The following is an 18,469-nucleotide window of genomic DNA, read 5'->3' on the forward strand; positions in this document are numbered from 1 at the left end:
ATGCGCTGGGATGTGGCTGCCCTGCGATCGTCAAGGCAGGCGTTGCCAGAACCGCCGGGTGGCTGCACGCGTGGGCAGGGGACCTGCCCACCGTAAGCAACGCGCAACTAGCCGGCGGCGCTGGTAGTGAGTGCCCGCTTACACGCCGCGCGAGCGGTCCGCGCGGAACTGGATGCGGAACTCGTTGAACTTGTCGGCATCGATCGCGTCACGCATCTCCTGCATGATCTTCAGGTAGAAATGCAGGTTATGGATCGTATTCAGGCGCGCGCCCAGGATCTCGTTCGAGCGGTGCAGGTGGTGCAGGTAGGCGCGCGAAAAATTCCTGCAGCAGTAGCAGTCGCAGCTTTCGTCGAGTGGCGCCATGTCGTCCTTGTAGCGCGCGTTCTTGATCTTGACGTCGCCAAAGCGCGTGAACAGCCAGCCATTGCGCGCGTTCCGGGTCGGCATCACGCAGTCGAACATGTCGACGCCGTTGGCCACGCCCTCGACCAGGTCTTCCGGCGTGCCCACGCCCATCAGGTAGTGCGGCTTGTTTTCCGGCAGGCGCGGGCCGACGTGGGCCAGGATGCGCTGCATGTCTTCCTTCGGCTCTCCCACCGACAGGCCGCCGATGGCCAGGCCCGGGAAGTCGATGTCTTCCAGCCCGCCAAGGGATTCGTCGCGCAGGTGCTCGTACATGCCGCCCTGGACGATGCCGAACAGCGCATTCGGGTTCTCGCCGCGATTGAACTCGTTCATCGAGCGCTGGGCCCAGCGCAGCGACATGCGCATCGACTTGGCCGCTTCCTCGGCCGTCGCGGGTCTCCCGTCTATCTCGTACGGGGTGCATTCGTCGAACTGCATCACGATGTCCGAGTTCAGCGAGCGCTGGATCTGCATCGACACCTCTGGCGACAGGAACTGGCGCGAGCCGTCGATCGGCGAGGCGAATTTCACGCCCTCTTCCGTGATCTTGCGCATCGCACCCAGCGAGAACACCTGGAAGCCACCCGAGTCGGTCAGAATCGGACCATCCCAGCCCATGAAGCCGTGCAGGCCGCCGAACTTGTCCAGCACCGCGGTGCCCGGGCGCAGCCACAGGTGGAAGGTGTTGCCGAGGATGATCTGCGAGCCCACTTCCTTCAGCTCGACCGGGTCCATCGCCTTGACCGAGCCATAGGTCCCGACCGGCATGAAGATCGGGGTTTCGATGGTGCCGTGGTTGAGCTTGAGGCGGCCGCGGCGCGCATGCGACAGGCCGCTGGTATCTTTTTTGAGTAAGGTAAATTCGAGCATGTTCTTTGTCGTGCGTATTTATCGTGACCTTGTGGTCAACAGCATGGCGTCGCCATAGCTGAAGAAGCGGTATTCGTTGGCGATCGCGTGCTGGTAGGCCTTGCGGATCTCGTGGTAGCCGGCGAAGGCCGACACCAGCATCATGAGGGTCGACTTCGGCAGGTGGAAGTTGGTGATCAGGCGCGTCACCGTCTTGAAGCGGTAGCCGGGCGTGATGAACAGCGTCGTGTCGTCGCTGCCAGCGACAAGTTCACCCGACTGCGACGCCGATTCCAGCGCACGCAGCGAGGTGGTGCCGACCGCGATCACGTCGCGCCCGGCCGCTTTCGCGGCGCGCACGGCATCGACCGTCTCCTGCGGGATGGTGTACCACTCGGAGTGCATCTTGTGCGCCGACAGGTCTTCCACGCGCACCGGCTGGAAGGTGCCGGCGCCCACGTGCAGGGTGACATAGGCGAGCTGGACCCCTTTTTCCGCCAGGCGGTCCAGCAGCGGCTGGTCGAAGTGCAGGCCGGCGGTCGGTGCGGCCACCGCCCCCGGCTCCTTCGAATACACGGTCTGGTAGCGCTGCTCGTCGAACTCGTCGGCATTGTGCTCGATGTAGGGCGGCAGCGGCAGGCGGCCGTGGGCTTCGATCAGTTCGAAGATGTCGCCCCCCGCGTCGATCTGCAGCGTGAAGAACTCGCCGGCGCGCTCGCCGACGGTAACCTCGAAGGCATCGGCCAGGCGGATGCGGTTGCCCGGCTTGGGCGACTTCGATGCGCGCACCTGCGCCAGCACCGTGCGCTTGTCCAGCACCCGCTCGACCAGCACTTCGACCTGGCCGCCGGTTTCCTTGGTACCGAAGAAGCGCGCCTTGAGCACGCGCGTGTTGTTCATCACCAGCAGGTCGCCCGGCTGGAGCTGGTCGGCGATGTCCGCAAAGTGGCGGTCCGTGATCTGGTCGCCATCGAGCTGCAGAAGACGCGAGGCGCTGCGTTCAAGCAGCGGCAGCTGCGCGATCCGCTCTGGCGGCAGCTCGAAATCGAAATCGGAAAGCGAGTACATTGTTGTCAATTCTGGGAAAATGGATGCTGGCAGCCTTACAATAGAAGAAACCCTGAGGCTGCAATGCGTGCGGCGAACCCTCTATTTTACGCCAGCATCTGCCTGAATGCCGCAATATGCCCGCTCCAAAGACTCCATCCGCTCCCAAAACGACAGAATCCAGGCTTGCCCGGCTCGGCCTGCGCACCGACATGGACCTGGTGCTGCACCTGCCGATGCGCTACGAGGACGAGACCAGGGTAGTGGCGATCCGCGAGGCCTGCCTGCGCGGCCTGCAGACCTGGCAGGTCGAGGGCGTGGTGCTCAGGAACGAAATCACCTACAAGCCGCGGCGCCAGCTCCTGGTGCAGATCGCCGACGAGACCGGCGAGCTGCAGCTGCGCTTCATGAACTTCTACGGCAGCCAGGTCAAGCAGCTGGCAGAAGGCGTGCGGGTACGCGCCCGGGGTGAACTGAAACACGGCTTCCTCGGGGCCGAGATGGTCCACCCGACCTACAAGGTGATCAACGAGGGCGCGCCCTTGCCGACCTCGCTTACGCCCGTGTACCCGGCCGGCGAAGGCCTGTCGCAGACGGTCATGCGGCGCGCGATCGCGGACGCCATGAAGCGGGTCGACTGGCGCGACACCCTGCCCAACGCCTTTCTCTCGCGCCTGCAGCTGTGGGACTTCGAACCAGCGGTGCGCCTGCTGCACTACCCGCCGGCGGACGTGGACGAATACGCGCTCACCGAGCGCAGCCACCCGGCCTGGACCCGCATGAAGTTCGACGAACTGCTGGCGCAGCAGCTGTCCCTGAAACGGGCCCAGCGCGCGCGGCGCGAAAAAGGCGCGCCGCAGCTGCGCGCGGTGGGTGAACTGTCCGCCGCCTTCCTGGCCGCCCTGCCCTTCCGGCTCACCGGCGCGCAGCAGCGCGTGGTGAAAGAGATCGGCGCCGACCTGCGCGAGGGCTACCCGATGCAGCGCCTGCTGCAGGGCGACGTCGGCAGCGGCAAGACCGTGGTGTCGGCGCTGGCCGCGGCCCAGGCGATCGACAGCGGCTACCAGGCGGCGCTGATGGCGCCCACCGAGATCCTGGCCGAGCAGCACTTCCGCAAGATCGCGGCCTGGATGGAACCGCTCGGCGTGAAGGTGGCCTGGCTCACCGGCAGCCTGAAAAAGAAGGAAAAGGAAGCCGCCAAGGAGCTGATCGAGTCGGGCGAGGCGAAGCTGGTGATCGGCACCCACGCCCTGATCCAGGAGACGGTGCAGTTCGCGCGCCTGGGCCTGGTGATCGTCGACGAGCAGCACCGCTTCGGCGTCGGCCAGCGCCTCACCTTGCGCAACAAGGGCAGCGACGGCCTGGTGCCGCACCAGCTCATGATGTCGGCCACGCCGATCCCGCGCACCCTGGCCATGACCTACTATGCCGACCTGGAAGTGTCGGTGATCGACGAGCTGCCGCCGGGCCGCAGCCCGATCGTGACCCGCGCGATCGACCAGAACCGGCGTGACGAGGTGATCGAGCGTGTCCATGCGGCCGCGCAGGAAGGCCGTCAGGTGTACTGGGTCTGCCCGCTGATCGAGGAATCCGAGGTGCTGCAGCTGCAGACAGCCACCGAGACCTACGAGACCCTGGCCGAAGCCCTGCCGGACCTGGTGGTGGGCCTGGTGCACGGGCGCCTCAAGCCGGCGGAAAAACAGGTGATCATGGACGCCTTCATTGAAGGCAGGATCCACGTGCTGGTGGCGACCACCGTGATCGAGGTCGGGGTCGACGTGCCGAACGCCTCCCTGATGGTGATCGAGCACGCGGAGCGCTTCGGCCTGTCGCAGCTGCACCAGCTGCGTGGCCGCGTGGGGCGCGGTTCGGCGGCCAGCGTGTGCCTGCTGCTCTATCAGAGCCCGCTGGGCCAGGTGGCCAAGCAGCGCCTGATGACGATGCGCGAGACGACGGACGGTTTCGAGATCGCGCGGCGCGACCTGGAAATCCGCGGCCCCGGCGAATTCCTGGGCGCGCGCCAGTCGGGCGAGGCGATGCTGCGCTTCGCCGACCTGGAAACCGACCAGTGGATCGTGGACAAGGCGCGCGAGGTGGCGCAGTACCTGCTGGACAACAGCGAGCGCCCCGACTACATGGCGATCGTCGATGCCCACCTGACGCGCTGGCTGGGCGGGCGCGAAGAGTTCCTGAGGGTCTGAACATCGGCAGCCGCCCCGGCTGCCCCGATTTTTCAACCAGTCCCTGGAAACCGATATCGTGGCGGTTCGATCCCACACCGCCCACGGCCATACCCATCCTCGGACTCAGACTCAGACTCGGACTCGGACTCCACCTGATCGTCGCCATCTTCTTCTCCGTCCATGCCGTGCGCACAGGGCGGCAGATGTTCTGGCTGCTGATCCTGTTTTCCTTCCCCCTGCTCGGCAGCCTCGTCTACTTTGGCCAGGCCCGGCTGGCCGGACAGGCGCTGCAAAAGAAGCGCGACCCGGACCGCGAGGTGCGCGAGGCCAGGGCCGCCTTCAACCTGACACCGACCGCGCACAACCAGATGCGCCTGGCCGCCGCCCTGCTCGACAGCGGGCAGACGGCGCAGTACGACGCCTGCCTGCAGGGCCCCTTCGCAGGCGACGCCGGCGTGATCCTGGGCGCGGCGCGCGCGAAGGTGGCGCACGGCCAGCCGGCAGAGGCCATCCGGCTGCTGGCGCCGCTACAGCAAAGGCAGCCGGGCTACCGTCCGGAACAAGTCGGGCTGGTGCTGGGCCGCGCCCATGCGGCATCTGGCCAGCAGGAGCAAGCCGGCGCCCAGTTCATGTCGGTGGCGGAACGCTTCGGCAGCATCGAGGCGCGGGTGGAACTGGCCCTGTGGGCGCTCGCCAACCGCGACGAGGCGGTGGCGCAGCGCGAGCTGAAGGAGATCGAGCACGCGCGCCGGCACATGACGCAGTACACCCTCGACACGCATCGCGACTTGTTCCGCAGGCTGGATGCGGCCGCCGGCGGGCGCTGATCAGCTACTGATCGCGCTGGTGAAGGTCAGCCGGTTGCCGAACGGGTCTTTCACCGACATCTCGCGCGAGCCCCAGGGCGTGTCGCCGATGTCCGGCCGCGCATAGCCGTACTGCTTCGCCGTCAGCTCCGCATGGTAGGTGTCAATGTCGCTGGCCGCGATGCGTATTGCCGCACCGGGGCAGCAGTCGCCGTGGTGTTCGCTCAGGTGCAGGATGCAGCCGTCGCGCGACACCTGCAGGTAGAGCGGCAGGCAGGGTTCGAAACGGTGCTCCCAGTCGAGCCGGAAGCCGAGGAAGCCCAGGTAGAATTCGCGGGCCCTGGCTTCGTCGAAGATCCGCAGGATGGGGGTGATCGCGCCCAGTGCCATCTCACTCGTCCCGGGTCAATTCGATGCCGTCCACGGTCATCTTCCACTTCCCGCCTTCGCGTTGCGGCGGCTTGCTGACCACGAAGGTGCTGCGCATGGAGGCGCTGCCCAGGATCTCGACACCGATGTCGAAGTTGTTCCCGTTGAAGCCCAGCAGGTCCAGGCTGAGGTCGAGCTGCTTGCCCGGCTGGTTGCGCTTGTATTTCACCTTGCCCTCTTTCGAGAGCGACAGCTGCATGTCCTTGCCATGCCAGCTGCCGACATAGGCCAGCTTGTCGGCCGGGACCGGATCGGCCCAGGCGGCGGCGGAAGCAAACAGGCAGGCGGCCAGGGTGAGGACAGAGAAGATGCGCATGGGAGCTCCGCTAACAGGGTGACGAATACCGCCCCAGTATTGGCACGGCGCCCCCGCTTGTCAATTCAGACGGCATGGGCCGGGCGCACTCACCGGCGGTCGCTGTCGTAGGCCAGCCCGACCTGGCGCCGGATCTCGTCCATCACGCCCATCAGCGCCAGCGTTTCTTCCAGGCGCATGCCCGGACTCTCGAGCAGCCCGGCCTGGAAGCAGCGTTGCGCTTCGATCGCTTCGTGGACGTAGCCGTTGCCGAGGAAGGGCGTGTTGACGGTGCGCGTGCTGCCGTCCTCCAGGCTGACGGTGACGCTCTTCGCGCGGTGGAACATGGTGTTCATGCGCACGTGGCCGCGCGTGCCCGATACCGTCAGCTCGCAGGGCGTGCGCGCCTGGAAGGAACAGCTGCACACCGACAGGCCGCCGCCTTCGTGCCTGAGCGTGAAGCCGGTCTGCACGTCGACGCCGGTTGCGCCCAGCTCGGCCTGGGCCTTGATTTCGGCCACCGGGCCGAGCAGCGCAGTGGCGACCGACAGCGGATAGATGCCCAGGTCGAGCAGCGCGCCGCCGCCGAGTTCCGGATTATAGACGCGGTGCTCGGGGCCGAAGTTGGCGGTGAAGCCGAAGTCGGCCACCACCTGGCGCACCGTGCCGATCTCGCCGGAAGCGATGATGCGCCGGACTTCGTCGAAGGCCGGCAGGAAGCGCGTCCACATCGCCTCCATCAGGAACAGGCGGCGCGAACGCGCCAGCGTGACCACCTGCTCGGCTTCGCGCAGGTTCATCGTGAACGGCTTCTCGACCAGCACGCCCTTGCCGGCGCGCAGCGCCATCAGGGCGTTGTCGGCGTGCTGGGGATGCGGGGTGGCGACGTAGACCAGGTCGATGCCGGCGGCATCGGCCAGCTCCTGGTAGGAAGCATACGCCGCCGCAGCGCCGAACTCCCCGGCGAAGGCCTGCGCCTTGTCGAGCCTGCGCGACGCGACGCCCGCCAGCAGCGCGTCCGGCACGTCCTTCAGTGCGGTGGCGAAGGCGCGCGCGATCTTTCCCGTGCCGAGGATACCCCAGCGTACTGCATTGGCCATACGGCGATTCCTTTCAGCTTGGCTTGGCGACGGCCTGTGTGCTGTCTTGTTTGCTGCGCTTGGGACGGAAGACCGTCGTGTCGAGGTAAAAATCCTGGTCCTGCCCCGGCCACCAGCCCGGCACGCCGAGCACCGGCAACGGGGTGAAGCCGGAGGTGCTCAAGCCCTCGCCGGCCAGCTGCGCCGCCACGTGCGCATCGATCCAGGCGCGTCGCTTTTCGTACGGCAGGGAGAGCACATCATCGCCCACGAAGATGACACGCGTGTGTGCGGTGATGGCCTTGCGCGGCGCCACCAGCTTTTCCATCAGCGCGTGGCCGAACAGCCAGAGTTGCACATCGCCGCCGAACATGGCGCGCTTGTCGAACAAGGCCGCGCGCCAGCAGTGGGCGCGCAGCTCGTCGACCAACGCGCGTGCGGCGTCGCTCTCGCGCACCAGCAGCAATGCGGCGTTCTCGTCGAAGATGGTAGCGGCGTCGCGCGCAGCGCCGCGCGACTTGCCGATGCCGGCCTGGGCGATCTGCGCCGCCTGCAGGGCGTTCAGTTGGCGCTTGATGAGCGGGAAGGTCTGCCACACCAGGCCGTTGAAGAAATCGTGCAGGTTGTCGCGGGTCGGCACCTGGCCGGTGGCGCCGATGAATTCCTCGTAGGCCAGGCCCTCGGGCAGCGCTCCCTGCGGCACGAAGCGCAGCGGCAGTCCGCGATGGTTGCACAGGCCGAGCGCATCCGCGCTGCGGTTGAAGGCCTCGAGAAAATCCTCGCCCGCCAGCGCCAGGCGCTGGTAGGCCGGCCGCACCGTGTCGTACCACGGGCGCGACCAGTCGATCTGCGCCAGCATGCGGCCTTACACCATCTTCCAGCCGATGGTCTCGCCAGCGTTCAGCGGGACCAGCTGGTGTTCGCCAAAGGGAACGCTCTCCGGCAGGGTCCAGGCTTCGCGCTTGAGCGTGACCGTGCCTTCATTGACCGGCAGGCCGTAGAAGGCCGGGCCGTTCAGGCTGGCGAAGGCTTCCAGCTTGTCCAGCGCGCCGGCCTGGGCGAAGGCTTCCGTATACAGCTCCATCGCGTGCAGCGCGGTGTAGCAGCCGGCGCAGCCGCAGGCGGCATATTTGGTGTGCACCGCGTGCGGCGCCGAATCGGTGCCAAGGAAGAAGCGCTCGTCGCCGCTGGTAGCGGCCGTCACCAGCGCCAGGCGGTGTTCCTCACGTTTGAGCACCGGCAGGCAGTAATAGTGCGGGCGGATGCCGCCGCGGAAGATCTCGTTGCGGTTGTACAGCAGGTGGTGGGCGGTGATGGTGGCGGCGATCGGGCCCTCGGCTTCGGCCACGTACTGGGCCGCTTCCTTGGTGGTGATGTGTTCGAACACCACCTTCAGCACCGGCATGTCGCGCCGCAGGGGACGCATGACGCGCTCGATGAACACGGCCTCGCGGTCGAACAGGTCGATGTCGTTGTCGGTCACTTCGCCGTGCACCAGCAGCGGCATGCCCACTTCCTGCATCGCTTCCAGCGCCTTGTAGCACTTCCTGAGGTCGGTCACGCCGGCATCCGAATTGGTCGTGGCGCCCGCCGGGTACAGCTTCACCGCGTGCACGAAACCGGAATCCATCGCGCGGCGGATCTCGTCGGGATCGGTATTGTCGGTCAGGTACAGGGTCATCAAGGGCTCGAAAGGCATGCCCTCCGGCAGGGCCGCCAGGATGCGCTCGCGGTAGGCGGCGGCGGCGGCCGTGGTGGTCACCGGCGGCTTCAGGTTCGGCATCACGATCGCGCGCGCGAACTGGCGCGCACTGTGCGGCAGCACGCTGGCCAGCGCCGCGCCATCGCGCAGGTGCAGGTGCCAGTCGTCCGGGCGGGTGATGGTGATGGTGTCGGGAAGTTCAATGGCAGACATGGCGGCTCTCGGATGAGGAATGGCGAATGCGGCATTTTACCGGAGCGGCCGGGCGTGGTGCAGGACTGGCAGAACCACGGTGTATTTACTGCCGGAAAAATTTACAGTGTGCGCTGCATCATTGCATTCGGAAAAAATTTTCCCTTGATAAACAATGGCTTAATTTCCTGGCCCAAATTTTGCTCTACCAAAGTGCAGGTTGATGGACGCCAATAGCTAGGCGGCCACGTCGCCCAACAATAACAATTTTGCAAACGGAAGAGAGACCAATGAAGACCCTGAAAAACCTCCTGAAAATCGTCCCCCTGCTGGCCATGGCCTATGCCGGTTCTGCCCAGGCGTTGACGATCAACTATAACTATGCAGCCGACATGGACGCCCGTGCACTGGCTGGTTTCCAGGAGGCGGGCCGGCGCTGGGCAGCGGTGCTGCGCGACGACGTGACGCTCAGCTTCAATATTGGCTTTACTCAGCTTAACCCAGGCGTTCTCGGCTCCACTGGCTCGACCCAGGGTACGGTCAGCTACAACGCCTTCCGTAGCGCGCTCAAGGCAGACGCCATTACTGCGGCCGACCGCGCGGCAGTCGCCAAGCTGCCATCCGGTCCCTGCCTGAGTGTCTACATGAACGGCACCGGCGTGAACCCGAATGGCGTTGGCAGCGCCACGCCTTTTGTCGACAATGACTGCGATGCCAACAACTCGACCATCCGCCTGACCCTGGCCAATGCGCGTGCGCTGGGCCTGTATGCGCAGGCGGGCGGGCTGGCCGACGGTTCGATTTCGTTCAGCACCGCATTCGCCTGGGACTTCGACCCGACCGACGGCATCACCGCCGGCGCGTTCGACTTCATTGGCGTGGCGACCCACGAAATCGGCCATGCACTCGGCTTCATCAGCGGGGTCGACACCATGGACCTGAACCGCAACGGGGCGTTCCAGGACTTCCAGTTCACCTTCATCTCCCCAGCCGATGTGTTCCGCTGCTCGCCGGAGAGCCGCGCTGCCGGGACCGACATCGACTGGACCGCGGACAACCGGGCCAAGTACTTCTCGCTGGATAACTGCAACACCTCGCTGTCGATCTTCTCGAACGGCCGCACCCACGGCGATGGCCAACAGGCCAGCCACTGGAAGGACAACATGCACATCGGCATCCTGGATCCGACCGCGGCCCGTGGCGAACTGCTGGCCATCAGCGACCTCGATGTCATGCTGTTCGACGTGATCGGCTGGAATGCCGTGCCGGAACCGGCATCGATCGCCCTGTTCGCCCTCGGCGCAGCGGGCCTGGCCGGCGCACGCCGCCGCAAGCAGGCCAAGCAGAGCTGATCCGCACGCTTGGGCAGTACACGACGGCGCCCCGCGGGGCGCCGTTTTGCTTGCCGAAGCAGCAGGCGAACAGGCACTTCCCAGGACTTTGCGTACACTGTTGCTCCCAATGTAAGCATGCTTGACAGCATTTCTAGCGACAAGGATACTTCCGAACTTGCTTTACCTACCAGAACCATCTGGCCGTTTCCCCAGGAACGCTCTACCAGCCAGCGGCATACCCAATCAAGCGATTTGCGACAGCGCCACCCCCTGTTGCGGGTCGTGCACAGGTCCACAAGACAGGAAGCATTATGGATAAAAAGAACCGCCTGACAACCTACATCCTGGTCGGCCTCGTGCTCGGGATCGTCGTCGGCTACTTTGCCAATATCAAGCTGGCCGATCCGGCCGGTTTTGCGGACACGATGTCGCTGATCACGACCATGTTCCTGCGCCTGATCAAGATGATCATCGCGCCGCTCGTGTTCTCGACCCTGGTGGTCGGCATTGCGAAGATGGGCGATGCCAAGGAAGTGGGCCGCATCGGTGTCAAGGCCCTGGGCTGGTTCGTGATCGCCTCCATCATCTCGCTGTCGCTGGGCCTGATCCTGGTGAACCTGTTCCGTCCGGGCGACGCAATGGCCCTGTCGGGCGCGGTGCCGCCGGTGGGCGCTTCGTCGGGCATCACCACGTCCAGCCTGACCTTGAAAGACTTCATCAGCCACCTGATCCCGACCTCGATCTTCGATGGCATGGCCAAGAACGAGATCCTGCAGATCGTCGTGTTCTCGGTCTTCTTCGGCACCGCGGCAGCGGCCGTGGGCGCGCGTGCCACCCCGCTGGTCGATGCGGTGGATGGCATCGCCCACATCATGCTGAAGGTCACCGGCTACGTGATGAACTTCGCGCCGATCGCCGTGTTCGCGGCGGTGGCCGGCGTGATCGCCAAGAGTGGCCTGGGCGTGCTGTCGACTTACGGCATCTTCATGGCCGAGTTCTACCTCGGGATCATCGTGCTATGGGTGGTCTTGATCGCGATCGGCGGCATCTTCCTTGGCCGCCGCGTGCTGCGCCTGATCTCCGAACTGAAGGAGCCGACCATCCTGGCCTACACCTGCGCCTCGTCGGAAGCGGCCTTCCCGAAAACCCTGGAGGGCCTGGAGCGCTTCGGCGTCAAGAACCGCCTGGCCGCCTTCGTGCTGCCGATCGGCTATTCGTTCAACCTGGACGGCTCGATGATGTACTGCACCTTCGCGGCCGTGTTCATCGCCCAGGCCTATGGCATCCAGCTCGACATGGCGACCCAGATCACCATGATGCTGGTCTTGATGCTGACCTCGAAAGGCATGGCCGGCGTGCCGCGCGCCTCGCTGGTCGTCATCGCCGCCACCCTGGCCCAGTTCAACATCCCGGAAGCCGGCCTGCTGCTCCTGCTGGGCATCGACCACTTCCTGGACATGGCCCGTTCGGCCACCAACGTGATCGGCAACGGCATCGCCACCGCCGTGGTCGCGAAGTGGGAAGGCGACCTGGCCGAGCCGAACAAGGATCCGGCCGTGGCGCCACTGCGCTGACAGCGCGACCGCAACGATTGCAGCACCGGAGGCCTTCCAGCGATGGGGGGCCTTTTTCATATAACGACAACAACGAGGAGCGAGACATGAAACAGCTGTACATGGCAGGCCTGCTGGGTGCGATCGGCATGATGGGCAGCGCCCAGGCGGCGACCCAGACCATCGACTGCGGCCGCCTGCTGGACGTCAGGAGCGGCGCCTGGCGCGAACGGGTCAGCGTCGTGGTGGAGAACGGCGTCGTGCAATCGGTCGGCCCGACGGCGCAGGCTAGCGCGGGCGGCGAGCGGATCGACCTGTCGCGCCACGCCTGCCTGCCGGGCCTGATCGACATGCACGTGCACCTTACCAGCGAAACCGCGCCGGTGGTCGACGCCTACCGCGACCGCCTCACCGCCGACCCGCAGGACCTGGCCTTCCGCTCCGTGAAATATGCGCAGCGCACCCTGATGGCGGGCTTCACCACGGTGCGCGACCTGGGCGCGGCCGACGGCCTGAACGTCTCGCTCAAGCGCGCCATCGCGGCCGGCGAAGTGCCGGGCCCGCGCATGTTCACCGCCGGGAAGTCGATCGCCACCACCGGCGGCCACGCCGACCCGACCAACAACCTGTCGCACTTCCTGAGCGAGAAGCTGGGCGCGCCCGGTCCGGAACAGGGTGTGATCGACAGTCCCGAAGCGGGCCGCCAGGCCGTGCGCCAGCGCTACAAGGAAGGGGCCGACCTGATCAAGGTGACCGCCACCGGCGGCGTCCTGAGCCAGGCCCCGAACGGCCAGAACTCGCAGTACACCGAGGACGAGCTGAAGGCCATCGTCAGCACGGCCAAGGACTACGGCTTTCGCGTGGCGGCCCACGCCCACGGCGCCGAAGGCATGAAGCGCGCCCTGCGCGCCGGCGTCGATTCGATCGAGCACGGCACGCTGATGGACGACGAGGTGATCCAGCTGTTCAAGAAGACCGGGCACTGGTACGTGCCGACCATCTCGGCCGGCCGCTACGTGGCCGACAAGGCCAGGGATCCGAACTACTATTCGGCCCTGGTGCGCCCGAAGGCCGCCGCGATCGGCCCGCAATTGCAAGCCACGTTCGCGCGTGCCCACAAGGCCGGCGTGAAGATCGCCTTTGGCACCGATGCCGGCGTGTTCCCGCACGGCGAGAACGCCAAGGAATTCGGCTACATGGTCGAAGCCGGCATGGCGCCGCTGGAAGCGATCCGTTCGGCCACCCTGCACGCGGCTGCCCTGCTCGACCAGGGCAAGCGCCTCGGTTCGGTGGAACCGGGCTTCGCGGCCGACATCGTGGCCGTCGAAGGCGATCCGCTGCGCGACGTGAAGCTGCTCGAGCAGGTGAAGTTCGTCATGAAGGACGGCGTGGTCTACAAGAAGCCGTAATTCAGCTGTCATGGGCGGCCGCGCCATGCGCGGCCGCCCTTTGTTTTTTCAAGGAGAGTCCGATGTTCCAGAAATCCCGGCACGCTGCGGCGGCGCTGTTCGCCATGCTGTTCCTGTTCACCGCCGCGGTCCACGCGCAAACCGCGAGGCTGCCCAGGGTAAGCATCCTCGCCACCGGCGGCACCATCGCCGGCACCGGCGCCACCAGCACCACCACGGTCGGCTATACGGCCGCCACCGTGGGCGTGCAGGCGCTGATCGCGGCCGTGCCGGAGATCGCCAAGGTCGCCAGCATCAGCGGCGAGCAGGTGTTCCAGATCGCCAGCGAGAACATGGGCAATGAGCACTGGCTGGTGCTGGCCAAGCGCGTGAACGCGCTGCTGGCCCAGCCGGACGTGGACGGCATCGTCATCACCCACGGCACTGACACGCTGGAAGAGACGGCCTACTTCCTGAACCTGGTGGTCAAGAGCCGCAAGCCGGTGGTGCTGGTCGGTTCGATGCGCCCGTCCACCGCGCTGTCGGCGGATGGTCCGATCAACCTGTACAACGCGGTCAACCTGGCCGGCTCGCCGGCTGCCGTGGGCAAGGGCGTGCTGGTCGCGATGAACGACCAGATCCACGCGGCGCGCGACGTCACCAAGTCGAACACCACCACCGCCGACACCTTCCGCACGACGGAACTGGGCATGATCGGCTACATCCAGGGCGGCAAGCCCTATTTCTACCGCGAGGTCACGCGCAAGCACACGGCGGACACCGAGTTCGACGTATCGAGGCTGGATGTGCTGCCGCAGGTGGACGTGGCCTACGCGTATGCCAACGTGGGCGACGTGGCGGTGAAGGCGCTGGTGGCCAGCGGCGCCAAAGGGCTGGTGCATGCGGGTGTCGGCAACGGCAGCCTGCCAGCGAAAACCAGGCCGGCGCTCATCGCGGCGCGCGAAAAGGGGGTCGTGATCGTGCGCGCGGCGCGCGTGGGACAGGGCATCGTGGCGCGCAATGGCGAAGCGAACGACGACCAGCTGGACTTCGTGGTGGCAGATACGCTGAGCCCGCAGAAAGCGCGTATCCTGCTGATGCTGGCGCTGACCAGGACCAGCAGCACCAGGGAGATCCAGCGGATGTTCCATACCTACTGACTTTCGGATGATGACGGCTGCCCACCCTACGAGCAGCGGTCTACCGCAGGGTGGGCGGGTCGCCCGCCCACGCGTTCAACCGGCGGCCGCGTCCTGCATCACTTCGCGATCTCCAGCGGCGGCGACGCCAGCTCCTCATCCGGCCGCGCCAGCTGCCGCTCCCACATCTGCGCATACAGCCCGCGCGCCGCGAGCAGGGCCCCGTGCGTGCCGCGCTCCACGATGCGCCCATGGTCCAGCACGATGATCTGCTGCGCGTCCGCGATGGTCGACAGCCGGTGCGCGATGACCAGGGTGGTGCGGTCCTTCGCGATCTCCTTCAGCTGGGCCTGGATCGCCTGCTCCGACTTCGAATCCAGCGCCGACGTCGCCTCATCAAAAATCAGGATCGCCGGGTTCTTCAGCAGGGTGCGTGCGATCGCGACGCGCTGTTTCTCGCCGCCCGACAGCTTCAGGCCGCGCTCGCCCACCATGCTGGCGTAGCCATCCGGCAGGCTCTCGATGAAATCGTGGATCGAGGCCGCGCGCGCCGCCGCCACGATCTCTTCGTGCGAGGCCCCCGGCCGGCCATAGGCGATGTTGTATTCGATCGTGTCGTTGAACAGCACCGTATCCTGCGGCACGATGCCGATCGCGGCGCGCAGCGACCCCTGGGTGATGTCGCGCAGGTCCTGGCCATCGATGCGGATCGCCCCGCCGTTCACATCATAGAAGCGGAACAGCAGGCGCGACAGGGTCGACTTGCCCGAGCCGCTGTGGCCCACCACCGCGGTCGTGGTTCCGGCGGGAATCGTGAAATCGACATCGAACAGGATCTGGCGCTTGGTGTCGTAGCTGAATTCCACGTGTGAAAACTCGACCCGCGCGCCCTGCGCCACCAAAGGCCGGGCATGCGGGCTGTCGGCCACTTCGCGGTTCTGGTCGAGCAGCGAGAACAGGCGCTCCATGTCGGCCAGGCTCTGCTTGATCTCGCGGTAGATCACGCCCAGGAAGTTCAGCGGGATGTACAGCTGGATCATGAAGGAGTTCACCAAGACCAGGTCACCCAGGGTCATGCTGCCCGCGATGACGCCCTCGGTGGCGCGCCACAGGATCAGGGTGACGGCGGTGGCGATGATCAGCGACTGGCCCGTGTTCAGGAAGGACAGCGAGGTCTGCGAACGCACCGCGGCGTTCTCGAAGCTCTGCAGGCCCTGGTCGTAGCGTTTCGCTTCGTATTCCTCGTTGCCGAAGTACTTCACGGTCTCGTAGTTGAGCAGCGAATCGATGGCCTTGGTGTTCGCCTTCGAATCGAGCTCGTTCATCGTGCGCCGGAAGTGGGTGCGCCATTCGGTCACGATCACGGTGAAGGCGATGTAGCTGGCCAGCGCCACCACGGTGATGATGCTGAACCACGCATCGTAGTTGAGCACCAGGTAGCCCAGCACCAGGGTGATCTCGACCAGGGTCGGCAGCACGTTGAACAGCGAATACGAGATCAGGGAATTCACGCCACGCGTGCCGCGCTCGATGTCGCGCGTCATGCCGCCGGTCTGGCGGTTCAGGTGGAAGCGCAGCGACAGCGCGTGCAGGTGGCGAAACACTTTCAGTGCGATCGTACGCACGGCGCGTTGGGTCACGCGCGCGAACAGGAATTCGCGCAGCTCGGTAAACAGCGTGGTCGACAGGCGCAGCAGCCCGTAGGCCACCAGCGCGCCGAGCGGCAGCACCAGGAGCGCATGCGGATCCTTGGGGTCGATCGCGAGCCCGTCGATCAGCCGCTTGAGCACCAGCGGCACGCCGACGTTGGCCAGCTTGGCGCCGATCAACGCCCCGAGCGCGGCCAGCACGCGCCACTTGTATACCCACAGGTAGGGGAACAGGGTGCGCAGGGTGGCCCAGTCGTTGCGGGGCACGCCCTTCGCGTCGGGCGGTAATGGTAGGGTACTGGCGGGAGTGCGTCGCATGGCAGGGCTGGGGGATTTATGGTTCAATTCGGGACGATTGTAGCTTTTACCGAGAAAACAAGATGACCACGTCCCAGAATGCCGCCCCGAACGCTCCGACCGCGCCGACCCGCCTGCCGCAGGGCAAGATGCCCGAACTGCGGGTGATGCCCGCGCCATCCGATGCGAACGTATACGGCGATGTGTTCGGCGGCTGGATCATGGCCCAGGTCGACGTGGCCGGCTCGCTGCCGGCAACCCGCCGCGCGAATGGCCGCGTGGCGACCATTGCCGTGAATTCCTTCCTGTTCAAGCAGCCGGTGTTCGTGGGCGACCTGCTGTCCTTCTATGCCGAGATCGTCAAGGTCGGGAATACCTCGATTACGGTGTGCGTCGAAGTCTATGCCGAACGTAATCGCCTGCAGTCGGACGTGGTGAAGGTGACCGAAGCGCAGCTGACCTATGTCGCCACCGGCCCGGACCGCAAGCCGCGCCAGCTGCCGCCGCTCGATTCGCTGATCTCGCACCAGTAAGCATGCGGGGCGGGCGCCGGCTGTTCCTGCTCGAGGCCGCGCGCCTGTCGAGCGCGCTGGCAGGCGCCAGCCTGGGCGCCTGCGCCGCGTCCACCAAGGGCCCCTACCCCTTCAGCCTTGGCGTCGCCTCCGGCTCGCCGCTGCCGGATGCCGTCATCCTCTGGACCCGCATCCTCGCCGATCCGCTCAAGGCCGAAGAGACGCCGCCGGTGGCGCTGCGCGTGCGCTGGGAAGTCGCGCACGACGAAGCCTTCCGCGACATCGCGGCAACAGGCACGGCGGTGGCGACGCCGCATCTGGCGCACAGCGTCCACGTGGACGTGACCGGCCTGGCGCCCGGCCGCTGGTACTGGTACCGCTTCATGCTGGGCGACGCCGTCAGCCCGGTCGGCCGCACCCGCACCGCGCCGCCGCGCGACGAACTGCCCGCCCGCCTGAAGCTGGCCGTCGCCTCCTGCCAGCACTGGGAATTCGGCAGCTATGCCGCGCACCGCCACATCGCCCAGGCCGCGCCCGACCTGGTGGCCTTCCTGGGCGACTACATCTACGAGTGGGGCCCCTACCACCTGCGCCATCCGGCGCGGGTGGCGCGCACGGACGAATCGTTCACGCTGGCCGACTACCGCAAGCGCTATGCGCAATACAAGAGCGACCCGGACCTGCAGGCCGCCCACCACGCGGCGCCTTGGATCGTCACCTGGGACGATCATGAAGTGGGCAACGACTATGCCGGCCTGCGCGACGAGCGCCTGGCCCCGGACTTCGCCACGCGCCGCGCGAGCGCCTACCAGGCCTTTTACGAGCACATGCCGCTGCGCCTGCCGCAGCTGAGGCGCGACGGCTTCGCCAGCGTGCCGCTGTTCCAGCGCTATGACTGGGGCCGTCTGGCGCGGTTGCACGTGCTGGACGACCGCCAGTACCGCTCGCCGCAAGCCTGCCCCAGGTCCGCCAGCCGGGGCGGCTCGAACGCCGTGTTCGCGCGCGCCTGCGCAGCGCTGCGCGATCCGCGCCGCACCATGCTGGGACCGGAGCAGGAAGCCTGGCTGGAATCGGGGCTGGCCACGGCGCGCGCGCGCTGGAATATCCTGGCCCAGCAGACCCTGATGGCGCAGTCGAGCAGCGTGCCGGTGCTGGCGCCGCAGGACGGGCGCTTCTGGACCGATGGCTGGGATGGCTACCCGGCGGCGCGCAAGCGCCTGCTCGACACCATCGCGAGGCAGGGCGCCCGCAATCCGCTGGTGCTGGGCGGCGACGTGCACTGCTTCTACGCGAATGCGCTGCGGCCGGATTTCTCGCGCCCGCCGTCGAAGCGCAATCCGGTGGTGGCGACCGAGTTCGTGGGCACCTCGGTGACCTCGAACTCGCGCCCGCAGGCGCGCACCGAGGCGCACGTGGCGAACAACCCGCACATGCTGTACGGGCGCAGCGACAGGCGCGGCTACATGCTGCTGGAGCTGACGCCGAACGAGACCGTGACGCGCTTCATGGGGCTGGACGATGTGCGCAACGCGAAGTCGGCCATCGCGGAACTGGCGACGTTCCGTGTGGCCGACGGCGTGGCGGGCGCGGTGCGCCTCGGCTAGGTG

At 66.5% G+C, this 18,469-nt stretch carries 16 protein-coding genes; 8 read left to right on the forward strand and 8 right to left on the reverse strand.

What is annotated here, in order from left to right:
* Positions 1–138: 138 nt before the first annotated feature.
* Both tgt and queA read right to left on the reverse strand, forming a co-directional pair.
* A complete protein-coding gene (tgt, locus tag LCI23_RS19110) occupies positions 139–1,278 on the reverse strand; it encodes a tRNA guanosine(34) transglycosylase Tgt (protein WP_224948043.1) in 1,140 nt (379 codons plus the stop codon).
* An 18-nt stretch (positions 1,279–1,296) separates the two neighbouring features.
* On the reverse strand, positions 1,297–2,325 hold the full coding sequence (gene queA / locus LCI23_RS19115; RefSeq protein WP_224948044.1) for a tRNA preQ1(34) S-adenosylmethionine ribosyltransferase-isomerase QueA: 1,029 nt from the start codon (positions 2,323–2,325) through the stop codon (positions 1,297–1,299).
* 116 nt (positions 2,326–2,441) lie between these two features.
* On the opposite strand from queA, the gene recG reads away from it, so the two are divergent.
* Both recG and LCI23_RS19125 read left to right on the forward strand, forming a co-directional pair.
* On the forward strand, positions 2,442–4,505 hold the full coding sequence (recG, locus tag LCI23_RS19120; protein ID WP_224948045.1) for an ATP-dependent DNA helicase RecG: 2,064 nt from the start codon (positions 2,442–2,444) through the stop codon (positions 4,503–4,505).
* Positions 4,506–4,690: 185 nt separating this feature from the next.
* Entirely contained in the window at positions 4,691–5,314 is a 624-nt protein-coding gene (locus LCI23_RS19125) for a hypothetical protein (RefSeq protein WP_224948046.1), read from the forward strand.
* Here the strand turns inward: LCI23_RS19125 and LCI23_RS19130 are convergent, their stop codons facing one another.
* From LCI23_RS19130 to pyrC, 5 genes are all read right to left on the reverse strand, one after another.
* Positions 5,315–5,683: a glyoxalase superfamily protein gene (locus LCI23_RS19130; protein ID WP_224948047.1), complete on the reverse strand. Its 369-nt coding sequence runs from the start codon at positions 5,681–5,683 to the stop codon at positions 5,315–5,317.
* Position 5,684: 1 nt separating this feature from the next.
* Positions 5,685–6,038, reverse strand: coding sequence for a hypothetical protein (locus LCI23_RS19135; RefSeq protein WP_224948048.1), 354 nt, complete (start codon positions 6,036–6,038; stop codon positions 5,685–5,687).
* Positions 6,039–6,127: 89 nt separating this feature from the next.
* The gene (locus tag LCI23_RS19140) at positions 6,128–7,117 is read right to left on the reverse strand and encodes a Gfo/Idh/MocA family protein (protein WP_224948049.1); all 990 of its coding nucleotides are present in this window, start codon (positions 7,115–7,117) and stop codon (positions 6,128–6,130) included.
* A 13-nt stretch (positions 7,118–7,130) separates the two neighbouring features.
* Positions 7,131–7,955: a DUF3025 domain-containing protein gene (locus LCI23_RS19145; protein ID WP_224948050.1), complete on the reverse strand. Its 825-nt coding sequence runs from the start codon at positions 7,953–7,955 to the stop codon at positions 7,131–7,133.
* 6 nt (positions 7,956–7,961) lie between these two features.
* Positions 7,962–9,011 (reverse strand): dihydroorotase, encoded by a 1,050-nt coding sequence (gene pyrC, locus LCI23_RS19150; RefSeq protein WP_224948051.1) that lies wholly within the window; start codon positions 9,009–9,011, stop codon positions 7,962–7,964.
* Between the two features lie 269 nt (positions 9,012–9,280).
* Between pyrC and LCI23_RS19155 the strand changes: the two genes are divergently transcribed.
* The 4 genes from LCI23_RS19155 (at position 9,281) to LCI23_RS19170 (ending at position 14,425) form a co-directional block, all read left to right on the forward strand.
* A complete protein-coding gene (locus LCI23_RS19155) occupies positions 9,281–10,342 on the forward strand; it encodes an NF038122 family metalloprotease (protein ID WP_224948052.1) in 1,062 nt (353 codons plus the stop codon).
* A 293-nt stretch (positions 10,343–10,635) separates the two neighbouring features.
* The gene (locus LCI23_RS19160) at positions 10,636–11,898 is read left to right on the forward strand and encodes a dicarboxylate/amino acid:cation symporter (RefSeq protein ID WP_224948053.1); all 1,263 of its coding nucleotides are present in this window, start codon (positions 10,636–10,638) and stop codon (positions 11,896–11,898) included.
* An 86-nt stretch (positions 11,899–11,984) separates the two neighbouring features.
* Entirely contained in the window at positions 11,985–13,286 is a 1,302-nt protein-coding gene (locus LCI23_RS19165) for an amidohydrolase family protein (RefSeq protein ID WP_224948054.1), read from the forward strand.
* Positions 13,287–13,390: 104 nt separating this feature from the next.
* Complete coding sequence (locus LCI23_RS19170) at positions 13,391–14,425, forward strand: type II asparaginase (RefSeq protein WP_224948069.1); 1,035 nt, start codon at positions 13,391–13,393, stop codon at positions 14,423–14,425.
* Between the two features lie 98 nt (positions 14,426–14,523).
* On the opposite strand, the gene LCI23_RS19175 is transcribed toward LCI23_RS19170, so the two are convergent.
* The gene (locus tag LCI23_RS19175; RefSeq protein WP_224948055.1) at positions 14,524–16,371 is read right to left on the reverse strand and encodes an ABC transporter ATP-binding protein/permease; all 1,848 of its coding nucleotides are present in this window, start codon (positions 16,369–16,371) and stop codon (positions 14,524–14,526) included.
* Between the two features lie 62 nt (positions 16,372–16,433).
* On the opposite strand from LCI23_RS19175, the gene LCI23_RS19180 reads away from it, so the two are divergent.
* Entirely contained in the window at positions 16,434–16,883 is a 450-nt protein-coding gene (locus tag LCI23_RS19180; protein ID WP_224948056.1) for an acyl-CoA thioesterase, read from the forward strand.
* A gap of 2 nt (positions 16,884–16,885) precedes the next feature.
* On the forward strand, positions 16,886–18,466 hold the full coding sequence (locus tag LCI23_RS19185) for an alkaline phosphatase (protein ID WP_224948057.1): 1,581 nt from the start codon (positions 16,886–16,888) through the stop codon (positions 18,464–18,466).
* Positions 18,467–18,469 lie beyond the last annotated feature (3 nt).

Source organism: Massilia sp. MS-15, from assembly GCF_020176695.1.
Lineage (GTDB): Bacteria > Pseudomonadota > Gammaproteobacteria > Burkholderiales > Burkholderiaceae_D > Telluria > Telluria hydrophila.